The following is a 16,296-nucleotide window of genomic DNA, read 5'->3' as shown; positions in this document are numbered from 1 at the left end:
CCTCGGATCCCTATTGAGAACGTTCCCAAGAGAGGTGCCACGGACCCGCTGGCAGGTCAAGCGGCTAGCGGCGCTGGATCGTCCACAGAATGACACAGGCCACCGCGCACAGCACCGCAAGGAGCAGGAACAACGCCGAGAACCCCAATACCGGGACCAAGGCAAGCGTGAGCCACGGCATGATCAGAGAGGGCACGGTGTTAGTGAGATTGAACAGGCCGAGATCGCGGCCCCGCGTTTTCGGCTTTGGCAGCACGCGCAGGGTCTGGGCGGAATGCAGGGCGAGGAACACGCTCGTCGCAAGGCCGAAAAGGATATAGCCTGCGATCCCGGTCGAAAGATCGTCCGCTGCTGCCATTGCGACAAGGCCGACGGCGCCAAGGCCTGCGCCCAGGGTGAGGGGGCGGAACGGCCGGTTGCCGCTATCCGACCAGCGCCCTGCGAGTAACGCCAGAGGAACGGAAAGCCCCAGGACAATTGCGAAGACGAGCGCTGTGTCGTTGTCGGTCACGGCCTCGTCGATGCTGCGGAACCAGAACAGCAGGAAAGCGAACAGCGCGGCCTCGGCAATCTGGACCAGCAGCCGCGCCAGCCACATGCGGGCTATCGTGATGCGCCCGGTGGCGGGGCGGGGCTCGGGTGAAGCGTCCGTTGCCATCAAGTGCGGCATGGGGCGTGGCTTGCCGAACAGCATGACCGGCAGGACCATGGTGGCGACCAGCAGCGCGACGATGATGAGCCGCATGTCTGCCTCGGCAAGGCCGGGAATAGTGACGATTGCCGCCGACAAGGCTCCGAGCGCCGGGGCGAAGGCCAGCAGACCGCCGAGAAAACCCTTCTGCGCGTCGGGCACATGATCACCCGCCCAAGCGGAAAGCGGGCCGAGCATCATGTTGAGCGCGACCTGCCAGCAAACGAGCATGATGAGCAGCGTCGGGAGGCTGTCGATTTCGCGCATCGCGACAAGCAGCACGCTCGACAATACGAGCCCGGTGTAGATCCATGGCCGTCGCGAGGCGGTGCGATCGCTTGCCCAGCCGAACCCGATATTGGCGAGGCTAGCTGCTATGGCTCCGGCGAAGGCACCATAGGCCAGCGTCTCAACCTTCTCCTGTCCCGCGAACACTGCGATCCGCTCAGGCAGCAAGATGGTCAGGAAAGGCACATAGGCGACGGCACCACCGGCGGCTGCCAGCGCGTAGAGCCAGAGGAAGCGAGCCGACTGCAGTGCGGCAGGCTGGTCCGCGTCAGTTGACAGCACGCTGGGGCACCCGGCCAGTCGATCCGCGCACCACGAGGCTGCCTTCGATAACGATCGGCTCCTCGTCTCCGGTTCGCGGTTCACCGTCGATCAGGAGTTCCACGGCCTTGGCGGTCGTCGCCGCGATCGGCTGGTCCAGCGCGGTCATCGGCGGTTCGGTAAAGCGCACGATCGGGGTATTGTCGAAACTGATCAGCGACAAGTCGTCCGGCACGGAAAGGCCGTCCGCCCGCGCGACTTCGAGCGTGGCGACCGCCATCTGGTCGCTGCTGGCGATGATAGCGGTCGGCGGGTCGGACAGGTCGAGCAATGCGCGAGCGGCAGCCAGCCCGCTCTCGAAGCCGAAGTCGCCACGCTCGCACAGGCCGTTTGCGTCGAAGCCCGCACGCGCCATCGCGCCGCGCCAGCCGTCGATACGCCAGTCGGCGAGGCTGTAATCGTCAGGTCCGGCAATGAAGCCGATCCGCTGATGCCCGAGCTCGATCAGGTGATCGGTGGCGATCGCGGCGAGATGCTCGTCACCCATCGTCATGGCTATCCCCGGCCCGGTCGCTTTCGAACCGATACGGGCGAAAGGTATGTTCCGTTTTGCCAGCAAGCCGGTGATCAGCGTGTTTTCGGAGTGGGGTGGCGTCAGAATCACGCCGTCGGGCTGCAAGGCGGCAATGGCTGCCGACAGCTCCCGTTCGACATGGTCGTTATGCGTGTCGACCAGTTCCACCAGCATGCGATAGCCGCGCTCCCCGCTGGCGAGCATGCCGCCGAGCAGCATCTGGTCGACCCAGTCGGTGCCGAGCCTGGCCTGCCAGTCGGCAATTGTGCGCTCCCGGTCGTTAATCGCCAGGATCAGGTAGGACCGCGACCCGCTCATGCGCTGTGCTGCGATCGAGGGGACATAGCCGAGCTTGTCGATGCTGTCCTGAACCCGCTTCTTCATTTCCGGGCGGACATTGGGCTCGTTATTGATGACGCGGCTTACCGTCTGCAGGGAAACTCCTGCATCGGCTGCCACGTGCTTGATGGTGACGGATTGTCGCCGCCTTGCCATCGATAACCCCCTATGCTGCGTTTGCGAGCCGCTTGTACCGCGTTGCCGCAGGCTTGCAACGACGCCTGGTCAAACGCTCACCCGATTGCAGATGGGCCCGATCTTCCGACCGGGCCCATCGCCTTCGTTCAATTCACTGGTGTAGCTTAGAAATCGAAGCGCGCCAGGAAGGTGAAGCGGCGATCGTTGCGGAAGGCGGAGCGGATGACCCGCGTGCCATCGAAATCGATCACGTAGCTAGTCTTGGTGACCTCATCGAGCAGGTTCACGCCCTGCACGCCGATCTTCACATTGTCGGTGACCGCGTAGAAAATCGAGGCATCCAGCTGTCCCGTCGCCTCACCGTAGATGGGCGAGAACGGGAAGATCACGTCGCGCGGCGTCTGCAGGTATTCGGAGCGCCAGTTGTAGGCTGCACGTGCCGAGATCGGCCCCTTTTCATAGAACACCGTGGCATTCACTGTGTGCTCCGACACGCCGACGAGCGGCAGGCTGGCAGCAATCGGGTTCGCGCCGTTCAACACATTGTTGAGATCGCCCGGATCGACATAGGTATAGGTCAGCTGCGTACCGAGGCCGGAGAGCGGACCCGGCAGGAAGTCGTAGACCTGCTGATAGGCCAGCTCGACACCCTTGATCACGCCATCGTCGATATTGAAGGTCGAGTTGTAGACGAGATCGATATCGACGCCGCTGGGGCTGGTATAAGTGCGGTTTTCCGCGCCGTTGTTGAATACGCCCTGCAGGTCCTTGAGGAAGAAGGCTGCAGTAATGGAGCCCACGTCGTCGAAATACCACTCGGCGGAAATGTCGTAATTCCACGCCGTGGTCGGCCGCAGGAAGCGGTTGCCCGAGGTGATGGCGAACAGGCGGCCGGTATCGAGTAGCCCGTCGTTCGCCAGGGCGCCGGTATTACGGCCGATCGTGCCGCCGGTCTGGAACGCTGCCAGATCGGGCCGTTCGATATTCCGCGACACCGCACCACGCAGGATCATGCCGTTGCCGAAATCCAGCTTGGCGTTGAAACTCGGCAACCAGTGATCGAAGCCGATGTTGTCGTTGTCCTGCAGGATCTCGCCTGTGTAGCGCGAAGCGAATTCGGCCAGTCGCGCATCCGACAGCTGGCAGTATTCGAGGCCCGGAACGCTACCGGGAGGATCGCCCGGTCCACCGCCGCCAAGCTCGGCACAGCGTGCTCGCAGCACAGCAGGAGTGACCTCAGTGTTCGGATCGGCGAAACCCAGTCCGAAGGCAGTCGGGAACTGGATGCGTCCGCCCACGCGGATTTCCGTGTCGACATAACGCAGGCCGATGTTGCCGGTCAGGCTCATGCCGTTGCCGAAGTCGGTGCCGAAATCGACGCGGACATAGCCGGCGGTGGTCGATTCCTCGACGTCCGAGATATCGCCCTGGCAGAATGGATCGCAGGGCGTGCCGTCAGGATTGGTACGCTCGAAAATCAGGCCGCGGCCTTCGGGCGTCAGCGTGAAGGCGCGCACCTCCGCCAGCGGACCGGTCAGATCGCCGTTGAGATAGGCGTCGACCAGATTGTCCGGACCGAAGTAGAAGGCCGATCCGTCGCCGAAGGGCACCGGCGCGTTGCCGCGCTGGAAGTCTTCGCCGAATGGCGTGCGAACTTCTGCCAGTTCGGGGAAGTCGGCGATATAGGCGCCGCCGCAACCGAAGGCCTGGTAATCGTCGCAGTTCCAGTTGCCGTTACGGCCAGCCCACACCGCGCCCAGATTGCTCCAGTTGGTGTAGTTGGAATTGCGGGTGACGCGGCTGCGATCGGCCCAGCGAGCGCCGAAGCGGGCGCTGCGGAAGAAGCCGGTATCGCTGATGTCGTATTCGGCATCGATGCGGGTGCTGTAGAGCTCGCCCTCATTGTCTTCCTGATTGTCGAGATTGAACCAGTAGAACGTGCGGCTCGGATCGGTGAAATAGGATGCCGGAGAGTCGCCGGTGCCGGGCTGCAGGAACCGGATTTCCGGGGTTTCCTCGCGGAAGTCGAAGAAGATGTTCGAATAGGTCTGCGTCGCCGCGATGAACCCGGCCGCTTCCCGCGTCGAATTGATGTATTGCACTTCCGCGTTGAGGCGCAGGCGATCGGTCGGCTGGAATTCGAGATCAAGCGAGAAATCTTCGGTCATCGCCTCGCCGCGCTGCTGGAAACGCAGAAATTCGGTCGGCAGCGCCTGGACGCCGAAGTCCGAAACCTGGGTCAGTGTGCCGGAAACGACGCGGTTGCCTTCAATAACCGGCGTCGTTCCGTCGACATAGAAGGGGAAAAAGGCCGGGTTGTTGACCAGCGCTAGGCCGGAAAATTCGTCGAGCGACGTATCGGTTTCGGCGCGCAGGTATTCTGCCGTGATGACGGCGTCGCCAGTGGCGCTCTCCCATTGCAACACACCGGAAAAGGCACGGCGGTCACGCTCCAGGTCGGTGGTGCGCACGCCGCCGCCCTGGGGTACGATCACGCTGTCGTCGGGCGGGAAGTTGGTCGCGTCGAATTCCTGTTCGCCGAAACCTGCGTCGGTCGTCGGGGCGACGCGGAAACAGCCGCCGGTCGTCAGATCGCGCGGACGGTAGCACGGGTCGGTGATCTGCGAGGCGTCGGTGCGGGTGACCAGCTCCTGCTGAGCATAGGCAAGCTGGATGCCGATCACGCTGCCACCGGGCAGGTCGAAGGTGTTCGATCCGAGGATCGAGAAGCCGGGCGACCATTCTTCGGCCAGATCGCCGATATTGGCTTCGATCGTGCCCGCCAGGTTGAAGCCCGGATTGTCGAGCGGCTTGCGGGTGACGAGGTTGACCGTGCCCGAGATGCCGCCTTCGATCATGTCGGCGGTGACGTTCTTGAACACTTCGACACGGCCGAGCAATTCGGGTGAGACGTCGTTGAAGGAAAGGGTCCGGCCGCCATTGGCCGAGAAGATGTCGCGCCCGTTCAGCTCGGACCGGACATAGGGGAGGCCGCGGATGATAACGCCGGTGCCTTCGACCGAGAAGCGGTCCGGATCGTCGGCGCCTTCGAAGCGGCTGATGTTGACGCCGGGGACGCGCTGCAGCGCTTCGGCGACCGACCGGTCGGCCAGCGCGCCGATATCTTCGGCGTCGATGGCGTCGACGACAGTGTCGGCTTCGCGCTTGAAATCCTGGGCCGTTTCCAGCGAGCGGCGGAAGCCGCTGACGATGATCGTGTTCTCGCTGTCTTCGACGACGGGTTCGTTGTCGTCGTCCTGCGCATCCTGAGCGAAGGCCGGTTGCGTGGCGACCAGTGCGAGGCCGGATGCGGTGGTGAGCGCGGCGATTCGGCGCGCGACCGGCGCAATTCGATTGGATTTCAGAGACATGTTTCCTCCCTAGTCCCAAGACCGGAGACACCTTGAAGTGTCTTCGCATCGTCACATACCGCCGGTTGTGAGCGTTCACAACCCGATGTATGAACGTTCACAACGAATGCGTGGCATACTAGCAACAGCTTGCGCAAACTGGCATGGGACGGGACATGGCAATCGAACATATCGTAATCGTCGGCGGCGGCACTGCCGGGTGGATGGCGGCAGCAGCGCTTTCGCGCCTGAAGGCCGCGCGCGAGCTGCGCATTACGCTGGTCGAATCGGAAGCGATTGGCACGGTGGGGGTGGGCGAGGCGACCATCCCGCCCTTCGTCGGTTTCAACCAGGCGCTGCAGATCGACGAGCGCGAGATGATGGCGGCCTGCCAGGCGACCTTCAAGCTGGGCATCCAGTTCACCAACTGGGGCCGTCGGGGCGATAGCTACCTGCACCCCTTTGGCAACTATGGTTACGAGATCGATGGCGTTGCTTTCCACCATGTCTGGCACCGGCTGAAGGCTGGAGGAGACAAGCGCCCGATCCAGGTCTTCAACCTCGAGACCATGGCGGCGCATTTCGGCAAGTTCGCGAGGCAGGAAGACTACCAGCGTGGGCAGGACCTGCCGCCGATGAACTATGCCTATCACATCGATGCCGGACGCTATGCGCAATTCCTGCGCCGCTATGCCGAAACGCGCGGCGTGGTGCGGCAGGAAGGGCGTGTTGATGATGTCGCGCTCGACAGCGAGAGCGGCGATGTCGCGGCGATCACGCTGCAGAGCGGCGAGCGGATCGAAGGCGACCTGTTCATCGACTGCTCCGGCTTTCGCGGGCTGCTGATCGAACAGGCGCTGGAAACCGGCTATGAGGACTGGACCCACTGGCTCCCCTGCGACCGCGCGGTGGCTTTGCCGTGCAATCGCGACGATGGCAGCGGGCCGCCACCATTCACCCGCGCGACGGCCCACGCAGCGGGCTGGCAATGGCAGGTCCCGCTGCAGCATCGCAACGGCAACGGCCATGTCTATTGCAGCCGCTACATGTCCGACGACGAGGCGCACGATATCCTCGTGAACAACCTCGCCGGCAAGCCCACGGCGGACCCCAATTTCCTGCGCTTCACCACTGGGCGGCGCAAGAAGTTCTGGAATCGCAACGTCGTAGCGGTCGGCTTGTCGGGCGGGTTCATGGAGCCGCTGGAATCGACCAGCATCCACCTGATCAACACCGCCATTACCAAGCTCATCGCGATCCTGTCGTTCGACGGGATCACCGATACGCAGCGAGATGCCTTCAATCGCCTGACCGGCAAAGAGTTCGAGCGTATCCGCGACTTCCTGATCCTGCATTACAACGCCACCGAGCGCGACGATTCCGAGTTCTGGAACTACTGCCGCACGATGGACGTGCCTGACACGCTGACGGAGAAGGTCGAGCTGTTCCGGTCCAACGGGCAGATCTTCCGCGAGGACGACGAACTGTTCACCGAAACCAGCTGGGCGGCGGTGATGATGGGGCAGGGGGTCATGCCCGGCAGCCGCAATGCCATGGCCGACAGCGTCGGTCCGGACGTGATGGGCGGCGAGGTAGACGGGATCGAACAGTCGATCCGCTGGCTGGTCGAGCGCCTCCCTGCGCATGGCGATTATCTCGCCCGCTATTGCCCCGCGCCCGCCTGAGCCTTGCCCTTCCGGTCTTGCGGCCCTAGCTGGACGGCGATGTTCGACGCCCACGCCTTCCGCGACGCTCTGGGGACCTTCGTGACCGGCGTCACGATCGTCACCGCGCGCGACGAGGAAGGGCGGCCGTTCGGCCTCACTGCGAACAGCTTCAACTCGGTCAGCCTTGATCCGCCGATGGTCTTGTGGAGCCTCTCCCTGCAATCGCGCACGCTGCCGGTCTTTCGCGATGCGGAGAACTGGGCGGTGCATGTGCTGGCGGCAGACCAGCAGGACATGTCCGACCGCTTCGCGCGGCCGGGCGAAGACAAGTTTGCCGGGCTAACTGCCACCGACGGCCCTGAAGGCGCTCCGCTGATCGAGGGTTGCGCGGCCCGCTTCGGCTGCCGCGCGCGCTTCGAATACGAGGGCGGCGACCACGCCATCTTTCTTGGCGAAGTGGTCGATTTCGACCGGCGCGATGCGGAACCGCTGATCTATCATGGCGGCAGCTACGGCCGCGTGCAGCGCCGCCTGTCGGGGGAGAACCTCGAGCGCGAGGGGCTGGCCGAACGGGTGGGCGAGGAGCTTTCCCTTACGGCGAACGGGGCCGAACTGCTGACTGCATTGCAGAGCCTAGCGAAGAGCTAGACTCTCGCTCGCCTGCCCGATACCGGTTGCGAAAAGCAACTGTGAGAGAGGCAGCTTCATGAAAACCCGCATTACCGAACTTTTCGGCATCGAGCATCCAATCATCCAGGGCGGCATGCACTATGTCGGCTTTGCGGAGATGGCGGCGGCGGTGTCCAATGCGGGCGGGCTCGGCATCATCACGGGCCTGACGCTCGGCACGCCCGAGAAGCTCGCCGACGAGATCGCGAAGTGCAAAGACATGACCGACAAGCCCTTCGGCGTGAACCTGACCTTCCTGCCGACAGTCAACGCGCCCGACTATCCGGGTCTCGTCAAGGCGATCATCGACGGCGGAGTGAAGGCGGTGGAGACTGCAGGCAACAATCCCGCGCAGGTACTGCCCTTCTTCAAGGACGCCGGGGTCAAGGTGATCCACAAATGCACCAGCGTGCGCCACAGCCTCAAGGCGCAGGCGATCGGGTGCGACGCGGTGTCGGTCGACGGCTTCGAATGCGGCGGGCACCCGGGCGAGGACGATATCCCGAACATGATCCTGCTGCCCCGCGCGGCGGACGAGCTGGAAATCCCCTTCGTCGCCAGCGGCGGTATGGCCGATGGGCGCAGCCTCGTCGCCAGCCTCGCCATGGGCGCGGAAGGCATGAACATGGGAACGCGCTTCATCGCCACCAAGGAAGCGCCGGTGCACGAGAACGTGAAGAAGGCGATCGTCGCGGCGAGCGAGCTCGACACCCGGCTCGTCATGCGCCCGCTGCGCAATACCGAGCGCGTGATGACCAATGACGCGGTCGAGGAACTGCTCCAGATCGAGAAGGAGAAGGGCGCGGACCTCAAGTTCGAGGACATCATCGAACAGGTCGCGGGCGTCTATCCGCGGATTATGACCGAAGGCGACATGGATGCAGGCGCCTGGTCCTGCGGCATGGTCGCCGGGCTGATCGACGACATTCCGACCTGCAAGGAACTGATCGACCGCATCATGGCCGAAGCGGATGAGATCATCACCCAGCGCCTCGCACGTTTTCAGGGAGCCTGAACCATGCTCGATACCAGCTATCGCACTGCCTATAACGAGGATCACGAAGCCTTCCGCGACACTGTGCGCAAGGTCTTCGCCGAGCACATGACCCCGCATCTCGACCGCCACGAGGAAGAAGGCATCGTCGGGCGCGAGGCTTGGAAGGCGCTGGGCGATGCCGGCATGCTGTGCCCCACGGTCAAGGAAGAGAACGGCGGCCTCGGTCTCGATTTCGGCTTCAACTGCGTGATCACCGAGGAACTGAGCTATCTCGGCTCCTCCGCGGGGTTCACGCTGCAGAACGACATCACGGCCAACTATTTCGAGCGTCTCGGCACCGAGGAACAGCGCCAGAAATACCTGCCGGGCATGGTGACGGGCGACATAATCACCGCCATCGCCATGACCGAACCGGGCGCGGGCAGCGACCTGCAGGGCATCCGCACCACCGCCGCGCGCGATGACGATCACCTGATCGTCAACGGCTCCAAGACCTACATCACCAATGGTCAGAATGCCGATTGCGTGATCGTGGTCGCCAAGACCGACCCGAGCCAGGGTGCGAAGGGCACCAGCCTGGTGCTGGTCGATGCCGATACGCCTGGCTTCGAGCGCGGGCGCAATCTCGACAAGATCGGCCAGCATTCGGCCGACACATCGGAGCTGTTCTTCCACGATTGCCGCGTTCCGGCCGAGAACCTGCTCGGCGGCGAAGGGCGCGGCTTCATCCACTTGATGGAAGAGCTGCCGCAGGAACGCGTCGGCATCGCGGTGGGCGCGCAGGCCGGGGCGCAGCGTGCGTTCGACGAGGCGGTGAAGTTCACCAAGGATCGCAAGGCTTTCGGAAAGACGGTGTTCGAATTCCAGAACACCAAGTTCACGCTGGCCGATCTGAAAGCCAAGCTGCAGGTCGGCTGGGCGCATCTCGACTGGGCGATCAAGAAGCACCTTGCGGGCGAGCTCACCACCGACGAGGCCAGCGCGGCCAAGCTGTGGCATACGGATCTGCAATGGGAGGTCTGCGACGCTGCACTCCAGTTGCACGGCGGGGCGGGCTACATGAACGAATACGCCATCGCCCGCCTGTGGCGCGACGCGCGCGTCACCCGCATTTTCGGCGGCACGAACGAGATCATGAAGGAAGTGATCTCGCGCTCGATCTGAGGAGGCCCGCATGACCGACCCGCTCGATTATTCCGGCCAGACCGTTCTCGTGATCGGGGGTACGAGCGGGATCGGCAACGGCATCGCGCACGGCTTCCGCGAGCGCGGCGCTTCGGTGCACGTTACCGGGACGCGCGGTTCTGCGGACGACTACTCCGCCGACGAGGGGAGCGACCTGACCGGCCTGCACTTCGGCTCGCTCGATGTGTCGGATCGCGAGGCAGTGGCGGCGTTCGACCTGCCCGAGCGGCTCGATGTCGTCGTGCTGTGCCAAGGCGTAGTGCGCTATCGTCGCGAGGAGTTCGAGCGCGAAGGCTGGGACGCGGTGATGGCGGTCAATCTCGACTCGCTGATGGACTGTGCTCGCGCGGTGCGGGAGAAACTCGCCGATGGCGGCGGCTCGCTGATCGTGGTCAGTTCGGTCGGCGCCTTTCACGCGATGATCGGTAATCCGGCCTATGCCGCGAGCAAGGCCGGCGCGGTGAGCCTCGTCGGCAGCCTCGCGCAGGCCTGGGCGGGCGAGGGCATCCGCGTGAACGGCATCGCGCCGGGTCTGGTCCCGACCAAGCTCACCAAGGTGACGACCGACAATGAGCAGCGCACCGCCGGGGCCATCGCGCGCATTCCTGCGGGCCGCATGGGTACGCCGGCGGACATGGCGGGGGCGGCGATGTTCCTGGCCTCGCCATTGGCCGATTACGTCGTCGGCCAGACCATCCGCGTCGATGGCGGCATGACACTGGCCTGAGTGCGGGCCGCCGGTCTTTCCTACTCGGCCCCGATCTGCGACGGATGCCTTCCTGCCCCGATGGCGGTTTCCGGGGGGGGGGGCTATATCGCAGAGTGTCGCCCGGCGAGTTTTCGGGATAATGCCGTGAAATTAGATGTTTAGATGATTGAGAGACAAGCGACACACTGTCGCCTTTGTCGCCCGGCCGGGCAGGAAGCAGCCGCAGCTGAAGAAGGATCGATCCATGGAATACGTCAATCTCGGCCCGAGCGGCCTCAAGGTCTCGCGCCTGTGCCTCGGCTGCATGAGCTATGGCGACACCAGCCGGGGCTGGCACGGCGACTGGGTGCTGTCCGAGGACGAAAGCCGCCCCTTCATCCGCGAGGCGGTGGAGGCGGGGATCAATTTCTTCGACACGGCGAACATGTATTCGATGGGCGCGTCGGAGGAAGTGGTCGGCAAGCTGATCCCCGAATTTGCCAAGCGCGACGAGATCGTGCTGGCGACCAAGGCGTTCCTGCCGTGGCGACAGGCGCCCAATGCGGGCGGTCTCTCGCGCAAGAGCCTGATGCAGGCGATCGACGACAGCCTGGTGCGGCTAAACATGGACTATGTCGACCTCTTCCAGATCCACCGCTGGGACGATCATACGCCGATCGAGGAAACGATGGAGGCGCTGCACGACATCGTGAAGGCGGGCAAGGCGCGCTATATCGGCGCGTCCTCGATGGCCGCATGGCAATTCGCCAAGGCACAGGAGATGGCGCGCGCCAATGGCTGGACCCGCTTCATCTCGATGCAGAACCATGTGAACCTGCTCTACCGCGAGGAAGAGCGCGAGATGATCCCGCTATGCCGCGACCAGGGCGTGAGCCTGATCCCGTGGAGCCCGCTGGCGCGTGGCAAGCTCGCGCGTGCCTGGGACGAAAGCACGGTGCGCAGCGAGACGGACGGTTTCGGCAAGATGCTCTATACGCAGACGCCCGAGGCTGATCGCAAGATCGTCGAGGCGGTCGGCGAGATTGCCGAACAGCGCGGTGTGTCGCGCGCAACGGTGGCGCTGGCGTGGCACTTTGCGAAGGGGATCACGGCCCCGATCATCGGTGCGACGAAGGACGGGCATATCTCCGCCGCTGTCGAGGCGATGACGCTCGACCTGAGCGAGGACGAGGTCGCGCGGCTGGAGGATCCCTATGTGCCGAAAATGCCCGTCGGCGTAGCGTCCACCGCGCCGCGAAACTGGTCGCTGACGCTGAAGGACGGCTGACGAAAACCGCCTGCGCGCAAAGTGTTACAATTGCCGCGCCGACGGTCACAATCGCGTCACATGCCCGCGCCATCGCTTGCCCGACAGGGTGGGACGAAAACCGCGTGCAAGCTATCAATATCTTCCTGACCGGCCGGTTGGGCGAAACTCTCGAAGACTTCATGCATGGCGAGACCCGCTATGCCTTCGACCGCCTCTATCCCGACGGCCCGCACCGAGTGGTGGAGGGTCCGGTTTGCGCCTTCGTCGACTGGGTGATGGACGATCTGTCCGGCCTCGAGATGTGCCGGCGCCTCCGCGCCGATCCGCGCACAGAAGATGCGCACATCACCATCGTTCTGGAAGAGGACGACGCGCTGGACAAGCGCCGCGCGTTGAAGGCCGGGGCGGATGATTACATGGTCGGCCCGCTCGACCGCACGCAGGTGCTCGACCGGGTGATGGCGTTGCAGGCAGGCTGCGGCCAGCCGGGCATTGCCGAGCGGCTGGAACTGGGCGAGCTGACCATCGATGCCGCCGCGCTGCAAGCCCGCTGGGCAGGCGAGCCGCTCGATCTGCGACCCAACGAGTTCCGCCTGCTGCGCTTCTTCGCCCAGAACCCCGACCGCGTGCTCACCCGCGCCGACCTGATCGAAGCGCTCGGCAAGCAGGAACCGCCGATCGACGAGCGCACCGTCGACGTCTGGATCGGCCGCCTCCGAAAGGCCCTCCGCGCCGCCGGGGCGGGGGAGCGGGTGCGGACGGTCCGGTCGCTCGGGTATGTTTACGATTCGCGGTGAGGGCGGTCGAGACGTCAGACAAACGCAGATTGGCCTCAGCGACCAAAGGGGGACGCGAGCACTGGCCCCGCTTCAGCCCATCTTAACACCGCTCAGCCTGAGCTTGTCGAAGGCCACGCGCCAACGCCAGAGACAGGTCGTGGCATTCTTCACCTATCTGCTGCGCTGCAATGACAACAGCTATTACGTCGGTCATACTGAAGACTTGGAATACCGCCTGGCGCAGCATCGATCCGGGGCGCTGGGCGGATACACGGCTGGCCGGCTACCTGTGTCGCTCGAATGGTCGCAGGACTTCCCCACGCGCGACGAAGCCTTTGATGCGGAGCGACAGATCAAGGGCCGGAGCAGAGCAAAGAAGCAAGCGCTTATTGCCGGTGACTGGCAAAGGATTTCAACGCTTGCCCGGAACAGGCAAAGGTAGTGGCACGTGCAGCAGACGAGAGCGTGTGGCCTTCGACAAGCTCAGGCTGAGCGGGGTTGGTCGGCTAATTTCTAGATCAGGTTGGCAGACCATTTATTGAGCGTGGAGGGAGACTGCGCCTTGAGGCGCAGAACGCAGATCGCGCCAAACTCGTCTCGCTCAATAAAAAGGGCCGCCCCCGCGGACGGCCCTTTCAGGAAGAAGGCTCAGGTAAGCCTTAGAATTCAGCGGAGAGTGAGACGCTGAAACTGGTGCCGACATCGTAGCTGTTGATGTCTATGCGGGTGTCGCCGTTGGTCTGGAATTCCTCGTAGTCGCGGCCCGTGAGGTTCCGCGCTTCGAGCTTCAGTTCCATGTCGGCGCCGCCGAGTTCGAAACCCTGGCGAACCACGAAGTCGAGGCGCAGGCCCGGGTCTTCGATGATGTCGGGCAGATTGCTGGTCCCGCGGCTGGTGACGCGCTCGCTGGCATAGCTCAGCAGGATCGTCGCCTGGCTCAGCCGGTCGAGGTCCTCGAGGCCGAGTTGCAGGTTGACCAGATGGTCGCTCTGCCCGGTCAGCGGCACGCCGTCGCGGAAGAAGTTGGTCGCCGGTTGCGGTGCGGAGGGGAAGACCTGCGCGATATCGTCGTCGGTCACCTGCAGCTCGGACTGGGTGTAGGTGTAGTTGGCGACCGCCACCAGGCGCTTGCTTTCCCACCATTCGCCGCCGAGCGTGTAGAGGTCCTTGTTCCACTGCAGTTCGAACTCCGCGCCGTAGAGCGTGGCGGCGGGCGCATTCGCGAAGCCGCTGACCCGCTCGTTGTCGGAGAAGCTGGAGAACACCTCGATCGGGCGTTCGATATCCTTGTAGAAGCCCGCCAGGCTGACGCGGCTTTGCGAGCCCCAGTAATATTCGAGGCGCGCTTCGTAATTGGTCAGCTCGCTGTCGACCAGCTGCGGGTTGCCGTTGAACTGGCGGTTGGTTTCCGGATCGAAATAGGTCTGGAAGATCAGCTCGCGGAACTGCGGACGGGCGATGGTCTTCGACGCGTTGAAACGCGCCTGCAGATTATCGTTGATCTCCCAGGTCAGCGTGCCGGCCGGGAGGACATAGTCGTTGTTCAGCAGCGAGGCATTGGCCGAGCCGCTGGGCGTTCCGTCGAGGCCGAGCGGGATGACCTCCTGCACCGCGTCTTCGTAGCGCACGCCGGCATCGAGCGAGATCGCTTCGACCGGCTGGATACGGCTCTGGATGTAGCCTGCCTTGATCTCCAGCCCCGCTTCGAACGCCGGATCGGAGCCGGTGGTGTCGAAGATGGTGAAGCCGAAAGGTCCGATGCCGGCTGCCTGTTGCGCCTCGCGGTCGAAACCGAATTCGATCAGCGAGTCGCCCAGCAATGCATCGGGGCGGAAGGCGCCGAACACGTCAGGGAAGTCACCCTGCGCGCGCAGGTCGAACTCGCGGCGCGAGGACAGGCGCTGGGTGTCGGTATAGGCCCCGCCGATTGTCACGCCGAGCCAGTCGGTCACCTGATAGCTGATGTCGAGACCGCCGTAATAGAGGTCCTCGGTCAGGTCCGAGAAGGCGACGATCGCGCTGCCGCGCTGGCCGTCGAGCGTGTTGAGGAAGAAGCCGCCGAGCGGATCGTTCGGATTGTCGGTGCGCGTATAGGTGAAGGTCCACTCGTAGGGCGCTTCACGCTGCGTTTGGGCATAGCCTGCGCGCAGATCGACATTGAGGTCGCCGAAGTCGAGCTCGCCGGTGAACTGCGTGTCGAACAGCTGGCGCTCGAACCACGAGGTGTTCTGCACCTGGTCGGTATCGTCGCTCTGGAAGTCGAAGGTTTCCGACAGCGAAGCGCGCTTGAGCGAATCGCGGATGAAGAGGTTGGTGAAGCGGAAGCGGTGCTCGCCGACCTCGAGGCCGAAACCGAGCAGGCCGTTCACCAGCACGCGATTGTCGGTGACGAACTCGCGGCCGTCGCTGTCGAGATCGAGATCCTCGCCCAGCGCAGTCTGCTGGGTGATGAAGCGGTTGCGCCACTTGTTGCTGATCGAGGCGGTGGCGATCACGCCGAACTGGCCATCGCCGAACACGTCGAAGCTGGTCCCGGCAGTGACCCCGGTCGAGAAATTGACCGGCAGACCGCTGTTGCTCTGGAGCAGGATGAGATTGGGATCGCCGAGTTCGAGCAAGATCGCTTCCTGGTCGACTTCGGGATCGTTGATCGGGCGTCCGCTGTCGAGATAGCTCTGCAGCTGCGGGCGGATGGTGCGCCGCCCGTCGTCGAAGCCGAACCAGTCGTAGCTGGAGCCGAAATAGGTGTAGCCCACGCCGCCGGTGGTTTCGGTGTCGCCGCTGATGCCGCCACTGATCTTGACGAAGCTTTCCTGCGGGATGGCGCGGGTGGTCAAATTAATCACGCCGCCGCCGAACTCGCCGGGATAGTTGGCCGAGTAGGTCTTCTGCACGAGGCTGGAGGCGACCACGCTGGTCGGGAAGATGTCGAGCGGGACCACGCGGCTCAGCGGCTGCGGGGAGGGCAGGGGCAGCCCGTTCAGCAGCGCGAGCGAATAGCGATCGCCAAGGCCGCGCACGAAGACGAGACCGTTGCCGACCGTCGATAGTCCGGTGACCCGAGTCAGCGCGCCGGCGATATCGCCTTCGCCGGTCCGCGCGATGCTGGCGGTGTCGAGGACGGAGACGACCTGCGACGAAGCGCGGCCGATGTCCTCGCGCCGACGTCCGGTAACGACGATGGCGCCGCCGGGGACGGAGACTTCGGGCTCTTCGTATTGCTCTTCTTGCGGGGTGTCGTCGACACCCTCCACCTGCTCCGCCTGCAGCGCGTCCGTTGCGGGATCCTCTTCCGCGAGGACGCCTTCTGCGCCGGTGCTTTGCGCGAAAGCTGCGCCGGGTACGCACAGCGCGGTGGTGAGCAGGAGCAGCGAAGCGAGCTGCTTGCCGGTCGACATGG

The 16,296-nt window shown here is 64.1% G+C and carries 12 protein-coding genes; 8 read left to right on the top strand and 4 right to left on the bottom strand.

The features are described 5' to 3' along the window. Positions 1-64: 64 nt before the first annotated feature. The 3 genes from ACSH0F_RS12405 to ACSH0F_RS12395 form a co-directional block, all read right to left on the bottom strand. The gene (locus ACSH0F_RS12405) at positions 65-1,261 is read right to left on the bottom strand and encodes an MFS transporter (RefSeq protein ID WP_435203258.1); all 1,197 of its coding nucleotides are present in this window, start codon (positions 1,259-1,261) and stop codon (positions 65-67) included. Further along, positions 1,248-2,309, bottom strand: coding sequence for a LacI family DNA-binding transcriptional regulator (locus tag ACSH0F_RS12400; RefSeq protein ID WP_435203256.1), 1,062 nt, complete (start codon positions 2,307-2,309; stop codon positions 1,248-1,250). Before ACSH0F_RS12400 ends, ACSH0F_RS12405 begins: the two co-directional genes overlap by 14 nt. 146 nt (positions 2,310-2,455) lie before the next feature. Then, entirely contained in the window at positions 2,456-5,662 is a 3,207-nt protein-coding gene (locus ACSH0F_RS12395) for a TonB-dependent receptor (protein WP_435203254.1), read from the bottom strand. Positions 5,663-5,817: 155 nt separating this feature from the next. Here ACSH0F_RS12395 and ACSH0F_RS12390 point away from each other — a divergent pair, with 155 nt between their 5' ends. From ACSH0F_RS12390 to ACSH0F_RS12355, 8 genes are all read left to right on the top strand, one after another. Continuing rightward, entirely contained in the window at positions 5,818-7,326 is a 1,509-nt protein-coding gene (locus ACSH0F_RS12390) for a tryptophan halogenase family protein (RefSeq protein WP_435203252.1), read from the top strand. A gap of 39 nt (positions 7,327-7,365) precedes the next feature. After that, positions 7,366-7,956, top strand: coding sequence for a flavin reductase family protein (locus ACSH0F_RS12385; RefSeq protein WP_435203250.1), 591 nt, complete (start codon positions 7,366-7,368; stop codon positions 7,954-7,956). A gap of 58 nt (positions 7,957-8,014) precedes the next feature. Continuing rightward, positions 8,015-8,992: an NAD(P)H-dependent flavin oxidoreductase gene (locus ACSH0F_RS12380; RefSeq protein ID WP_435203248.1), complete on the top strand. Its 978-nt coding sequence runs from the start codon at positions 8,015-8,017 to the stop codon at positions 8,990-8,992. 3 nt (positions 8,993-8,995) lie between these two features. Next, complete coding sequence (locus ACSH0F_RS12375) at positions 8,996-10,138, top strand: acyl-CoA dehydrogenase family protein (protein WP_435203246.1); 1,143 nt, start codon at positions 8,996-8,998, stop codon at positions 10,136-10,138. 10 nt (positions 10,139-10,148) lie between these two features. Continuing rightward, positions 10,149-10,886, top strand: coding sequence for an SDR family NAD(P)-dependent oxidoreductase (locus tag ACSH0F_RS12370; protein ID WP_435203244.1), 738 nt, complete (start codon positions 10,149-10,151; stop codon positions 10,884-10,886). A gap of 226 nt (positions 10,887-11,112) precedes the next feature. Continuing rightward, positions 11,113-12,135, top strand: coding sequence for an aldo/keto reductase (locus tag ACSH0F_RS12365; RefSeq protein ID WP_435203242.1), 1,023 nt, complete (start codon positions 11,113-11,115; stop codon positions 12,133-12,135). Positions 12,136-12,239: 104 nt separating this feature from the next. Beyond that, on the top strand, positions 12,240-12,914 hold the full coding sequence (locus tag ACSH0F_RS12360) for a response regulator transcription factor (RefSeq protein WP_435203240.1): 675 nt from the start codon (positions 12,240-12,242) through the stop codon (positions 12,912-12,914). Positions 12,915-13,053: 139 nt separating this feature from the next. Continuing rightward, a complete protein-coding gene (locus ACSH0F_RS12355; protein WP_435203238.1) occupies positions 13,054-13,338 on the top strand; it encodes a GIY-YIG nuclease family protein in 285 nt (94 codons plus the stop codon). 217 nt (positions 13,339-13,555) lie between these two features. Here ACSH0F_RS12355 and ACSH0F_RS12350 read toward each other — a convergent pair whose 3' ends face one another. Beyond that, positions 13,556-16,294, bottom strand: coding sequence for a TonB-dependent receptor domain-containing protein (locus ACSH0F_RS12350; protein WP_435203236.1), 2,739 nt, complete (start codon positions 16,292-16,294; stop codon positions 13,556-13,558). Positions 16,295-16,296 lie beyond the last annotated feature (2 nt).

Origin of the sequence: Qipengyuania sp. 902, from assembly GCF_051195295.1 — a bacterium.
GTDB lineage: Bacteria > Pseudomonadota > Alphaproteobacteria > Sphingomonadales > Sphingomonadaceae > Qipengyuania.
Note: the sequence above shows the minus strand (reverse complement) of the source record. Positions and strands in the feature narration are given on the sequence as shown.